General features: G+C 38.0%; 11 protein-coding genes. 2 read left to right on the top strand and 9 right to left on the bottom strand.

Annotated elements, in window-relative coordinates; translation table 11 throughout:
* Window positions 1–58: 58 nt before the first annotated feature.
* Window positions 59–841 (bottom strand): tyrosine-protein phosphatase, encoded by a 783-nt coding sequence (locus GWI68_RS02150; protein ID WP_109408596.1) that lies wholly within the window; start codon window positions 839–841, stop codon window positions 59–61.
* A gap of 152 nt (window positions 842–993) precedes the next feature.
* Window positions 994–1,752 carry a uridine phosphorylase gene (gene udp / locus GWI68_RS02155; RefSeq protein ID WP_023583501.1) on the bottom strand — a complete coding sequence of 253 codons (759 nt, stop codon included), beginning with the start codon at window positions 1,750–1,752 and terminating at the stop codon, window positions 994–996.
* Between the two features lie 484 nt (window positions 1,753–2,236).
* On the opposite strand from udp, the gene GWI68_RS02160 reads away from it, so the two are divergent.
* A complete protein-coding gene (locus GWI68_RS02160) occupies window positions 2,237–2,629 on the top strand; it encodes a YidB family protein (RefSeq protein ID WP_109408595.1) in 393 nt (130 codons plus the stop codon).
* 92 nt (window positions 2,630–2,721) lie between these two features.
* Here GWI68_RS02160 and GWI68_RS02165 read toward each other — a convergent pair whose 3' ends face one another.
* Window positions 2,722–3,549 (bottom strand): hypothetical protein, encoded by an 828-nt coding sequence (locus GWI68_RS02165; protein ID WP_166539238.1) that lies wholly within the window; start codon window positions 3,547–3,549, stop codon window positions 2,722–2,724.
* 175 nt (window positions 3,550–3,724) lie between these two features.
* Window positions 3,725–5,998, bottom strand: coding sequence for a 5-methyltetrahydropteroyltriglutamate--homocysteine S-methyltransferase (gene metE, locus GWI68_RS02170; protein WP_166539239.1), 2,274 nt, complete (start codon window positions 5,996–5,998; stop codon window positions 3,725–3,727).
* Window positions 5,999–6,104: 106 nt separating this feature from the next.
* Between metE and metR the strand changes: the two genes are divergently transcribed.
* Window positions 6,105–7,058, top strand: a complete 954-nt coding sequence (metR, locus tag GWI68_RS02175) for an HTH-type transcriptional regulator MetR (protein WP_166539240.1) — start codon at window positions 6,105–6,107, stop codon at window positions 7,056–7,058.
* Here the strand turns inward: metR and GWI68_RS02180 are convergent.
* From GWI68_RS02180 to GWI68_RS02200, 5 genes are all read right to left on the bottom strand, one after another.
* Window positions 6,973–7,845 carry a carboxylate/amino acid/amine transporter gene (locus GWI68_RS02180; protein ID WP_166539241.1) on the bottom strand — a complete coding sequence of 291 codons (873 nt, stop codon included), beginning with the start codon at window positions 7,843–7,845 and terminating at the stop codon, window positions 6,973–6,975. The genes metR and GWI68_RS02180 overlap by 86 nt on opposite strands.
* Before the next feature lie 2 nt (window positions 7,846–7,847).
* Window positions 7,848–9,497, bottom strand: coding sequence for a Na+/H+ antiporter (locus GWI68_RS02185; protein WP_109408590.1), 1,650 nt, complete (start codon window positions 9,495–9,497; stop codon window positions 7,848–7,850).
* Window positions 9,498–9,890: 393 nt separating this feature from the next.
* Entirely contained in the window at window positions 9,891–10,394 is a 504-nt protein-coding gene (locus GWI68_RS02190) for a GNAT family N-acetyltransferase (protein WP_109408589.1), read from the bottom strand.
* A gap of 127 nt (window positions 10,395–10,521) precedes the next feature.
* Entirely contained in the window at window positions 10,522–11,868 is a 1,347-nt protein-coding gene (locus GWI68_RS02195) for an NCS2 family permease (protein WP_109408588.1), read from the bottom strand.
* Window positions 11,869–12,189: 321 nt separating this feature from the next.
* On the bottom strand, window positions 12,190–12,714 hold a 525-nt coding region (locus GWI68_RS02200), incomplete at its 5' end, for a DUF6392 family protein (RefSeq protein ID WP_243733279.1).

Below are 12,714 nucleotides of genomic sequence, written 5' to 3' on the forward strand. Positions count from 1 at the left end.
AAATCGGTTAACCTAAGTGAAATAAAACAGACTGATTAACCGAATATAAATCACTTTATTATTCAAGAAAATAATTTTGTAAGGCATCTCGGCTAGAAGCATCTAAACCGATATCTTTCTCTAGCCAAGTATCCACATTACCGTAATGCTGATTAATACTGGTTAACGCCGTTTGTAGAAATTCTTCTTGTACGGAATAAACATAAGCAAATTTATCAACAATATTTTCACTCATGGTCTTGGCATGTTCTTCTAGAAGGTAAGCACGATAAGGTGCCAATGTTTCATTAGTCAGTAGGTAGTCTTCCATCACCACATCTAAAGAAGCACCTAATGCAAACAAAACTAATGCAGAACCAACGCCTGTTCTATCTTTACCTACTGCACAATGTTGCACTACGCCCCCTTTTTCAGGTTGCTTTAATAGCGTAGCCAGTTGTTTATATGCGGGATTATTGATAGGTAATAATTTATATAGCTGAAACATAAATGCTTTGGCATCAAATTGCTCTAATATTTCAGGTGTCAATTTTTCAAGATTAGCGGAGACTTCTTTTGATAATGGATTTGCAGGTGCGTGATAATATTGAGCACCTTCCCAAACCCGATCTGGTTTATCAATAATTTCGCCTGCGTCACGATAATCAATGATTTGAAAAAGATTTCTATCGATGAGAAGAGATTGATCTGTATGGGTTAATCTATCCAGTGATCCTGAGCGAAAGAGCATTCCAGGTTTAATAACACCACCATTACTTAATTTTTTTCCACCTAAATCACGAAAGTTGATCCCACCAACTAAAGGCAATACCGAAGGATGTGTTTGTAAGATATCAGTCATAACGCCTCTTCTCATTATTATGTTGTTAAATTCTTAAAGACCTTAACAGAAATCATCTTCTGTTGTCATGTCATATTAACGTGATGAATTACCATACAAAAAAAGCCCTTAATACTTTTGTATTAAGGGCTTTAGCATTCAATTGAAAACGCTTACTTCATTAAAATACGAGCTGCTTCAATAACGATACCAAGTGCATTATTTTCTGTTTTCTTCAGTAATTCTGCATCTGGAATTTCTTGCTGAGTACGGTTTACGATAACACCCGCAACCATACCTGCACGTAAACCTTGGCTTGCACACATTGTTAGTAATGTTGCAGATTCCATTTCATAGTTCATTACACCCATTTCTTGCCACTCTTTCATAGAGCCTTTGAAACGGCGAACAACACGGCCTGTATAAGTGTCGTAACGTTCTTGTCCTGGATAGAATGTATCAGAAGACGCAGTTACACCTACGTGTACAGTTGAGCCATTGTCTTTAGCAGCTTTGTACAGTGCATTCATACATTCAAAATCAGAAACAGCAGGGAATTCCATTGGTGCGAAATGTAAGCTTGCGCCATCTAAACGAACCGCAGCAGTCGTCACAAGAATATCACCTACGTTGATATGTTCTTGAATTGCACCTGTTGTACCAATACGCAAGAAAGTACGAATACCTAATTGTGCTAATTCTTCAACTGCGATAGAGGTAGATGGACCACCGATACCTGTTGAGCAAACAATGACAGCTTTGCCATCAATTTCACCACGCCATGACGTGTATTCACGTAAAGAAGCCAGATGGACAGGGTTATCCATTAATTTTGCAATTTTTTCAACACGCTTAGGATCACCTGGAACAATTGCTAAAGTGGCACCCTGTAGGTCATTTTTGGTTAAACCTAAGTGAAATACATCAGACATATCGGACTCCTCAATGGGACAAAACCAATGATCATTAAATTAAGACTTACTTTATCAGCTTTACAGACCTTTTTAGTGACCAATATCACCTACAAGGTGCCAAACAAAGTAACAATTTCATAAAATTGTGATTATCATCACGAAATATAACGTTCGAAATACATTTTCAGCGAATACATTATCAATATTCGCTTACTTCAATCATTCACTAAAATAAACATTTCATTTATCAGTATAGACGACACAAATACCTTGATGCACATATACTCTAAATAATTCAAAATGCCGTTAACTAATACAAATAAACATACCCTAGCAAACATATACTCTAAATAATTCAAGATGTAGCTAGGCGACTAGTGTGAGTGAATGTTACAACTTGAAGTATGACGAGAAGCTTGAAGTATGACGAATATAACGCGTACACTACCCGCCCTTAAAACAAACATCTTAATGTGACAAACACCTTGTCACAGGAGTGAACATGAGCTTATTTAACCAAATTGCAAGCCTATTGGGTGGCGAAAAAATCAATCAATACAAAACTGTCCTCGACTGGGTTGAGTCTCAAGGTGGCATTGAAGGCTTAATAAAGCAATTTGATACAGCGGGTTTAAGTGAGCTGATCCAATCTTGGATAAGTACAAATACAAATTTACCTATCAGTGCTGAACAAATCGTAACTGTTTTCTCATCACCTGTTATTAATGAACTTGCGTCAAAGATTAATTTAAGTGCAACTGAAGCCTCTGAAATGGCAGCACAATATCTCCCTAAATTAATTAATAAAGTGACACCAGATGGTGTGGTACCTAAAGATTTAGATTTAGTCAGTGCGGGGATGGATATTCTAAAAGCGAAGATTTTTGGTGGTTAAATAAACAAACTGTTTTAATCGTACTTATTTAATGCGTTTTCCCTTATACCCCATAAGAGAAAACGCATCACATTCTTAATAATCAAAATTGATTACAGCAAACCTTCTTCAATTAACGCGTCATGAAAACGTTGCTTCTCTTCTGGCGTTGCTTGAATACGCTCTAAAGGCACATCCAAAGCATAAGGGATATTCTGTTGTGGCGAATAAACGGCTAATACATAAGTATTTCCATCTTTTTCAATTACAATAGGCGGTGTTTTTTTATTTCCTGAATAAGCAATACGAATATCTTTACCGTCTAAATTAAGATGATAAGTTGCAATAAATTGCTTATTACTCACAACCATTTTTGCTGGGATCGCTATTAATTTTAGCGGTTGAGTTCCCACTGATAATAAGGCTTTTCTCACTTTACTCGTCAATATTTGACGATAAATAAAAAAGATCACACTAATCCCAAATAAGCCGATAAAAATAACCGTACTAATTAGGCGAAGCCAAATATTATCTATCGCTACATCAACGGTCATTTTGCTAAGATCATTTGCATCAGCAACGGGTTCAACAAGTACATCCTTTGAACCTAAATCTAAAAAGGTAAAATTACGTGAAACCTCATGACCTTTATAACGCAAATCAACACTACAGTTAGTTAAAACAAAGAGTTGTGATCGACAAGAGCCTTTTACTGTAGCATTAATAGGAACCGCATTCTCACTGATTTTATAATCATAAAGAATATTAGGGATTTGATATGCACTAAATACAGTCAATGCTAACATCACAACCACTAAAAATAAGGTGCGGAATAGTCCACCATCTCCTCTTAGTGGAACCAATGTCAAAGGTCGAGTTGGAAAAGCATCTAATACTTTATCCGAAAGTTTAATGCTAGTTTGCACAATAATTATATCCATAAAATTAGCGAGTTCTCGCAGTATAACAACTCTCTAGAATATCAATAATAAGATTTGCTCCGAGTTTTAATTAATGCTCTTTTTTATTTATATAAAATTAGCCTGCTATTTTAATGATGTGACTTTTTATCAAAGTAACCATTCAAAAATAGCAGGCTAACAAGTAATTATTTTATTATACGTTCTGGCGTAAATATTTAGCGGCTTCCACCATATTCGCTAATGCTGCGCGTGTTTCAGTCCAGCCTCGTGTTTTTAATCCACAATCTGGGTTCACCCATAAACGCTCTGCTGGAATACGTGATTGCGCTTTTCTTAATAATCCCACAATCCATTCTACATTTGGCACGTTAGGCGAGTGAATATCATAAACACCAGGCCCAATTTCATTTGGGTAATCAAAGTGTTCAAAGGCTTCTAAAAGCTCCATATCTGAACGTGAAGTTTCGATAGTAATCACATCCGCATCCAGTGCTGCAATAGAATCCATGATGTCGTTAAACTCGCAATAACACATATGCGTGTGAATTTGCGTTTCATCATCAGCGACAGCGGCACTTAATTTAAAGGCATCAACGGCCCAATCAAGATAAGCTTGCCATTCATCACGACGCAGTGGTAATCCTTCACGTAAGGCTGGTTCATCTATTTGGATGATACCTATACCCGCTTTTTGTAAATCATTGACTTCATCACGCAGTGCTAACGCAATCTGTTTTGCAATGGTTTCACGCGTCACATCTTCACGAGGGAACGACCAACATAAAATTGTCACTGGCCCTGTTAACATTCCTTTAACTGGCTTTTCAGTTAATGATTGTGCGTAAGTTGCCCAATCCACAGTAATCGCTTTTGGACGACTAATATCGCCAATAATCACTGGTGGTTTTACACAACGTGAGCCATAACTTTGTACCCACCCATTCTGTGTAAAGACATAGCCATCAAAGTGCTCACCGAAATACTCCACCATGTCGTTACGTTCAGCTTCACCATGCACTAATACATCAAGTCCTAGGTTTTCTTGCTCCGTTATCGCTTGCTTAATATGTTCACTAATGTTTTTGCGATAAGCTACTGTATCAATATTTCCTTTTTTGAAATCAAGGCGTACAGTACGAATTTCAGTGGTTTGAGGAAATGAGCCAATGGTCGTGGTTGGCCATAGTGGCAGATTAAACCGAGCACGTTGAACTTCTGCACGTTGGGTATAAGGTGAATTTCTTTCACTGTCTTGCGCTTTAATCGCCTCTAAACGAGCTGCCACTTTAGCATTATGCACACGTGTAGAATGTTGGCGTTGGCGAATTGGGGCACTGTATTGTGCCAATTGATCATCATACTCGCCTTCGGACGCATTTAGTGCCTGAGTCAACAAAGCCACTTCTTCACATTTTTGAACAGCAAAAGCAAACCAACTTTTTACTTCATCATCAAGTTTAGTTTCTGCCTTTAAATCAATTGGGCTATGCAGTAATGAACATGAAGTTCCGATCCATAATGGACGTTTACCTTTTAGCGCAATGACTTGCTGATAACGAGTGCTCAAATCAGCTTTCCAAACATTACGGCCATTAATAACACCTAATGACAGCACCCAATCTTTGGGTAATGTTTGATGTAAATGTTGCAAATCATCCTGACCTGCTGAAAGATCAACATGAAGCCCATTAATAGGTAAGTTCTTAATAATATCAAGATGATGAGAAATACCATCAAAATAAGTTGTCAGCAGTAATTTAACCTGCCCCGCTAATGTTTGATAAGCAGTTTGGTATGCGTTTTGCCATTCAATTGGTAAATCCAATACCAATGCAGGCTCATCAATTTGTACCCACTCAATACCTTTCTCTTTTAATGCATTAATAACTTGTTGATAGATAGGAAGAATTTCTTTTAAAAGCGTTAATCGATCAAATTCAGGCCCTTTCACTTTGCCTAACCAAAGATAAGTCACCGGCCCCAGTAACACTGGTTTTATTTTATGACCAAGAGCTAATGCTTCATCTACTTCATCTAATAACTCTTTCCATGCAAAGGTAAATGATTGACCTTGTTGGAATTCCGGTACGATATAGTGATAGTTAGTATTAAACCATTTCGTCATTTCAGATGCAGCGGCAGGCTTACCCGTTGGCGCTCTACCACGCGCAACTCTAAATAATGTATCAAGATCTAATGAGCCATCTTCATTACGATGACGAGGTGGCACGTTACCTAACAATAAACTTGTTCCTAATACTTGGTCATACCAAGCAAAATCACCAACAGGTAATAATTCCACACCTGCATCTGCTTGTTGTTGCCAGTGACGAGCACGAAGTTCTTTACCCACTGCAATAAGTTCTTTTTGTGAAATCTTACCTGCCCAATAATTTTCTTGTGCCTTTTTTAGCTCTCTATCTAAGCCAATACGAGGGAAACCCAGTGTGTGATTGCGAATTGTCATAATTAAAATCCTGTTTTTAGCCGTCTAGATGTTTACACATCCATAATCTACAGGTAGTGTATAAATCACAAGCGCAAATTTTTCATCAACAACATGAAGGTTTCTCATGATAGAAATAAAACACTTAAAAACGATATTGGCACTAAAGCACACTGGATCTCTTGCTAACGCAGCAAATCAACTACATCAAACACAGTCGGCTCTTTCACATCAATTTAGTGAATTAGAACATCGTCTGGGTTATCGAATTTTTGTGCGTAAAAGCCAACCACTGCGTTTTACCTCACAAGGTGAAGTGTTGGTCAAATTAGCCGAAGAAGTTCTGCCTATCGTACGCAGAGCGATTGAAGCATGTAATGAGCCGGGGAGTTCAAATTTAAATATTGCGATTGAATGCCATAGTTGTATTCAATGGTTAACACCCGCATTACAGCAATATCGCCAAACATGGCCTGAAGTCAATGTCGATTTCCATTCGGGGGTTACGTTTGATCCACAACCTGCATTACTACAACGTGAATTAGATGTAGTGCTAACCTCTGATATTTTAGATGATGCACGTTTACATTATACCCCGCTGTTTGACTATGAAGTTAAGCTAGTTTTATCGCCTGAACACCCTCTCGCGAATAGATTACATATTCAGCCACAAGATTTAATTGCAGAAACCTTATTTATTTATCCTGTGCAAAGAGAGCGTTTTGATGTGTGGCGCCATTTTTTACAACCCGCAGGAATAACACCACATTTTAAACATGTCGATAATACATTGTTGTTAATTCAAATGGTTGCAGCTGGCATGGGGATCGCAGCTCTACCTCATTGGGCAGTAGAAAATTTTGAAAAACAAGGATTAGTGGTGACAAAAACATTAGGCGAAGGATTATGGAGCCGGTTATATGCAGCCAACCGTAGTGGAGAGCAACATCAACCGGCAATTCGTGAATTTATTCGTTTATCAGGTCAGCACGCTGTTAACAATCTTCCTTTTGTAAAACAGGTCGGTGTATCCAGCGTCGATGGATCCAAAGTGATGCAACAATCAGGCTCGCGCCTATGATGAAACTTGGCCAATTTGGATGTTGTTGCCAAATAGAGAAATTAACTAATAATCCGGCTGGAATCATCATGTTATTCATAATAGCTAAGGTTCCAGCATCAACTTGTGTGGCACCATAGTTCCACATGAAATAACCTATTCCAGAAGCCCCTATTCCTAACCAGAATAAAACACCCCATTGTAGCGATGTTGTTGGCATTTTCTGCCAATCAGCAAAACACAACGCACCAATCAGTGAAACGGCAACAGCACCAAGATAAAACCAAGAAAACGCATGATGTTGTGGAATTGGATGTACTTCCATTAATCGCTTATAACCCACCTGACCGATAGCAAAGAAAATATTAGCAAGTTGCACTAATAACAATCCATACCAAAAATCATCACTTAAATGGTCATAACGAATAATAGCGGCCCCTAACACGGCTAATAAGGAGCTGAATGCATAACCCCAGCGTAATTTTTGGCGTTCTAATAGATCATAAATTAACGTGACATAAAGCGGTGTTAATACGGTAAATAGTAAGAATTCTGCGACGGTCAAATAGTTATAAGCATGGAAGACAAACAGATACATAATACCAAGTTGGCAAGCTCCCACACTCATATAAAGCAAAATCACCTTAAAACGAATTCCCTTCCAACGTAAGAAAGGTAAAAAGACCAAAGCCGCTAAAGAAACACGGATCAAAACAGAGAGCCAACTATCAACCTGACCCGCAAGATACTCGCCGATCAGGCTAAAAGAGGCTGCCCATAACAGTGTTGTAATAATGAGCAACCACATAATTAACTATCTTTCTCAACTAACAGTGCTTCCATTAAATCCAATTCATGTAGCAACAATTGGAGTGTTTCATTACTGATTTTTCGCGTAGCCCTTAAATGGTAAAGCTCACCACGTTCAGCACGTAATGCAGTTAGGCGAAAACGTCTTTCAAGATCTTCTTCTAACATGTTATGAACCATTTCATCTTGGTTTGCAGTACGACGTCGTAAATAGCCTGTTACCCGGGAAGCAACTTCATTAATTTCTTCTGCATCAAGTTGCTCTTCTGTACTAGCAGCTAAACGCTCTTCCATTTTATTCAAGCTGACAATCGCCACTTCTGCCATAATTTTTCGCGCATAACGAACTTCATTTTTATCGGCTTCTTTATCCGTAGTTTTCACGCCTTTCAACAGGAAAGGAAGCGAAATAATACCGACAAGGATTGACAGTAAAATAACACCCGCTGCGATAAAGATGATTTGATAACGACCAGGGAAAGTACTGCCATCAGTTAAAAAGAGTGGAATAGAGAGCGCACCTGCTAGAGTAATCGCACCACGAACACCAGCAAATGACGAAAGCCACAGTTCACGCGTTGTATAATTGGCAAAATCAAGTGGGTGTTTTCTCATAAAGATACGGCTAATTTTTTTCATCAGCCATAACCATGTAAAACGTAAAATAAGTAATGCAAAATAGATGACGAATACGGCAGCAAACAACATCCACACTTCGACTTCTGGATCAAGGTCGGCCTGAATAACAGAGCTTGTCCAAATAATCGGAAGTTGTAAGCCGAGCATAATAAAGACAAGGCCGTTAAAGACAAATTCAAGCATTGACCACACACTATCAGCACGTAAACGCATTGCGAGTGGTGCATTACGAATTACACCGGATTTACTGATAGTCATACCTGCAGCAACAGCAGCTAAAATTCCTGAAAAACCAATATGCTCTGCAATTAAATAGGACGCAAAAGGTAGCAATAACATAAAGACGATTTGTGTAGCAGGATCATCACCACTCCAGCGACTCATTAATCGCAGAGATTTACTGTAAATCAAGGTGACGCCAATACCGGCCAATAATCCGCCGACAGCGACTTTAAAGAACTCAAGTGTCGCGCCCCCCACAGTAAACACCATGGTGCCCATTGCTACAGCAACCGCAAATTTCAAGGCAACCAGACCTGAAGCATCATTCATTAATGCTTCACCCTCTAAAATACCCATTATTCGCTTAGGTATTCGCCCTTTACCAACGATGGAAGAAAGTGCTACCGCATCCGTTGGCGAAAGCACCGCCGCTAATGCGAATGCAGAAATCAGAGGGATACTTGGCATCATCCAATAAATTAAATAACCAATACCAACAACAGTTACCATCACTAAAACAAGCACAAGAATAAAAATCTCACGCCCATTTTGAATAAATTCTCGTGTCGGCGTTTTCCAACCATCAACAAACAACAAAGGAGGGATCAATAGGACGAGGAATAATTCAGGATCAAAAGTGACATGTAAACCAAATTGAGGCCATGCCAATAAAGCCCCTATCACAATCTGTATTAATGGTAACGGAACACGAAAGGGAATTAGTTTTGTAATAACCCCCGAAACTGAAACCACCAGTATTAAAATCAAAATAGTAAAGAAAATTTCCATGTTACCCTTACATGCCTATTTTTATCCCAAAAACTTGTTATCTTTTCCTTAAAAAAGAAAACCCTACTGAATGATAAAAAAACACACCCTGCAAAAATTTATGCGCCATGCCTTTCTTTACCTTTCCTTATTTTAAACAGATCCCACACAGACTCATGTGTAATTATTTAAAATTAAGATTAATCGTATCTAACGCTACAAATTGCGCACTTCTCATTACTCTTTATTTATTAACGGCATTAAACATCGAAAGCATACGTTTTTATTTCTCTTTTTCCGTCTAAACGATGTAATTACTCGTATACAAACGTAAAACATTAAGAAATTAAATAAAAATAACAAATAAAAGACAATATCGATTAATTTTTAGAGCAATGTCGCTTATTCACATGATTATTCAATCGTTCTTAACATCGACATCATGACGACATCACAATACTTTCCATCTCTAAACGCCGCTTTACGGCGTATACCTTCAACTTCAAAGCCTAATTTTTTATATAAATGTAAGCCTTTTTCATTATCTGAATACACTTCCAACTCTAAACGCGTTGCGGCTAACCAATTGAATGCATAATCAATTGCTGTATTGATAAGTAACTTACCGACACCTTTTCCAGAATACTCTGCACCAACACCAATACCGAAACTGACAATGTGGCGACGACGAGGATGATTATCAATTATCAGAGCTAAATGCCCCGCAACTTGACCATCAATAGTTGCTACAAAATTAGGAATATTTTGTTCTGCAAATTCGAGTAATCTTTTTTTCCACATCGTCACAGAAGGGTAAGGAAATTGGCAAGTACAAATATATAAATCAGGATGAGTATATAACTGTTGAATTGCGGTTGCGTCGTCTGGCTCGCCATGGCGTATTTTTATTTCTTGCATATATTCTACCAATTATTTAAAAACTAAGCTTAATTTCGACAATAGCGAATTAAAGTAGATAAATAAATAGCAAAAAAGCGGAATATAGATATATTCCGCTTTTTGTCTTTAAAACCGATGATTCGAATTAAATCGCCCACTCGCCCGCATAAAATGCCACTAAAGCAATAGTAATTAATACTGTACCAATATTGAGTTTACGCCACTCGCCAGCAAATACTCGACCAATCACTAAACAGCCAAAACCTAACATAATGCCTGTAACGATATTGCATGTTAAAACAATAAATACAGCACACACCATGCCAGACATAGCATCAACAAAATCACTGAAATCTAATTTAGTGACATTACCTAGCATCAATAAACCTACATACATTAACGCAGGTGCCGTTGCATAAGCTGGAACTAAATAAGAGAGAGGCGATAAGAAAAGGATCAGTAAAAATAAAATACCCACCACTGTTGCGGTTAATCCTGTTTTACCACCAGCGGCGGTTCCTGCGGCTGATTCAACATAAACTGCAGCTGGGGCTGCACCAATCACACCCGCAAAAATACTACTGACGGAGTCAGAAGTTAGTGCTTTTCCGCCATTAATAATTTGTCCGCGTTTATCTAATAAATTGGCTTGCCCTGCCACCGCACGGATAGTTCCAGTTGCATCAAAAATCGCAGTCATTACTAATGCAAGTACACTTGGTAAAACTAAAGGTTGTAATGCTCCTTTAATATCCATTGCGAATAATAAAGAAAGCCCTTCTTCACCTAATTGAGGCATTTTAAAAACACCTTGGTATTTTACATTAGGATCGAAAATCAGACCAATAATCGAAATGGCAACAATCACTAATAGCACGCCACCCGGTACTTTACGCTTTTCTAATCCGAAAATAGCGGCTAATCCAGCAAGTGACATCAGAACAGAAAATGAAGTGAATTTCCCCATTGCAACAGGTAAACCATCAAATGGGTTTTTCACCACTAATCCAACACTGTTTGCTGCGATTAAAAGTAGAAATAGCCCTATCCCTATTCCTGCGCCATGAGCAATACCTGTCGGAATATTTTTTAATATCCAAGTGCGAATGCCAGTTAATGAGAATACGGTGAATAAACACCCCATTAAAAACACAGCACCTAAAGCAACAGGTACAGAGATGTTTTGTCCTAAGACCAAGCTGAAAGCGGTAAATGCTGTTAATGAAATAGCACAACCAATTGCCATAGGAAGATTTGCCCACAATCCCATTAGAAGAGAGCCCAATCCCGCGACTAAACAGGTTGCGATAAAAACCGCTGTATGTGGAAAACCGGCTTGCCCTAACATGCTAGGAACAACAATCACGGAATACACCATCGCCAAAAATGTCGTCAAACCGGCGATCATTTCTTTGCGAACAGTTGTACCGCGAGCTGTAAGTTTAAAATAGCTATCCAGTTTACCTGTGGTTGCTGATTGATTAGCAGACATTACATTCCTCTGACATAAAAACGGTTCACTCTCCAAAAAACGAAAACGATTACGTATCAATTAAAATAACCTCTTACCGATAAAAATCTTAAGAGGGAGTCAAAAGCAAACGTTTGGTTTTTCGTGTGGATTAAGTGAGAGAATTTGACGCAAACGATTATCTGGTGCTTTTAGGGTAAGAATCAAGCGAAAAAATACATTTTTAATAAAAATGTCATAAAAAGATAATTTAAAGTCAGAAAAAAAGAAAAAGAGGAAAAGAAGGGTGTCGTTACCACTTTTTAGTTCGCTAACTAACTCGCCCGTTTAACATAAAAGGGATTATTTGTAGTGATCGGGCTTCCAACGTGCTTCTAAATCTTCTAATAATTCAAAGGTAATTTCTTGAACAAAATTTTTCATAGTAGGATGAAAACTTGCTATTAAAGCGACTTTTTGATTTGAACTGGTCATTTCTTTTAATGTGAATACTTCTGTTTTTCCTAAAAAAAAACTTTTTAAAATATACCTCTCAGGCGTTCGCTTAATTGGATTACCTATATGTTGATAAAGCCATTGGTCGGTCATAACCTGTTCTAACCCAAACGGGATTTTATTGGGGAATACCCAACCGTTTTTCATATTATCAGGGATTAATGTCAGTGTAATTTGAGAGAGCGTTTTTAATGGGTTTTTAAATGATAAAAAAACATATTCTTTGCTCATCCGTAACTTTAAGGTGATATCACCCGAATTGCCTCGTGGTTTAGTTTTATAAGGAATTAACCCATCATCATAAAGTTCATCATAGGTATCCCCTAATCGCCGTACTAAGGCTTCAATATTCACACTCATTGATATAATCCT

This window comes from Proteus sp. G2669 (assembly GCF_009915245.1).
GTDB lineage: Bacteria > Pseudomonadota > Gammaproteobacteria > Enterobacterales > Enterobacteriaceae > Proteus.

Excerpts from the sequence above, each read along its gene's own strand:
- udp (WP_023583501.1), bottom strand. The coding sequence starts at position 1,752 with ATGTCTGATGTATTTCACTTAGGTTTAACCAAAAATGACCTACAGGGT.
- GWI68_RS02180 (WP_166539241.1), bottom strand. The coding sequence starts at position 7,845 with ATGTGGTTGCTCATTATTACAACACTGTTATGGGCAGCCTCTTTTAGC.
- GWI68_RS02190 (WP_109408589.1), bottom strand. The coding sequence starts at position 10,394 with ATGCAAGAAATAAAAATACGCCATGGCGAGCCAGACGACGCAACCGCA.
- GWI68_RS02160 (WP_109408595.1), top strand. The coding sequence starts at position 2,237 with ATGAGCTTATTTAACCAAATTGCAAGCCTATTGGGTGGCGAAAAAATC.
- metR (WP_166539240.1), top strand. The coding sequence starts at position 6,105 with ATGATAGAAATAAAACACTTAAAAACGATATTGGCACTAAAGCACACT.
- metE (WP_166539239.1), bottom strand. The coding sequence starts at position 5,998 with ATGACAATTCGCAATCACACACTGGGTTTCCCTCGTATTGGCTTAGAT.
- GWI68_RS02165 (WP_166539238.1), bottom strand. The coding sequence starts at position 3,549 with ATGGATATAATTATTGTGCAAACTAGCATTAAACTTTCGGATAAAGTA.
- GWI68_RS02150 (WP_109408596.1), bottom strand. The coding sequence starts at position 841 with ATGACTGATATCTTACAAACACATCCTTCGGTATTGCCTTTAGTTGGT.
- GWI68_RS02195 (WP_109408588.1), bottom strand. The coding sequence starts at position 11,868 with ATGTCTGCTAATCAATCAGCAACCACAGGTAAACTGGATAGCTATTTT.
- GWI68_RS02185 (WP_109408590.1), bottom strand. The coding sequence starts at position 9,497 with ATGGAAATTTTCTTTACTATTTTGATTTTAATACTGGTGGTTTCAGTT.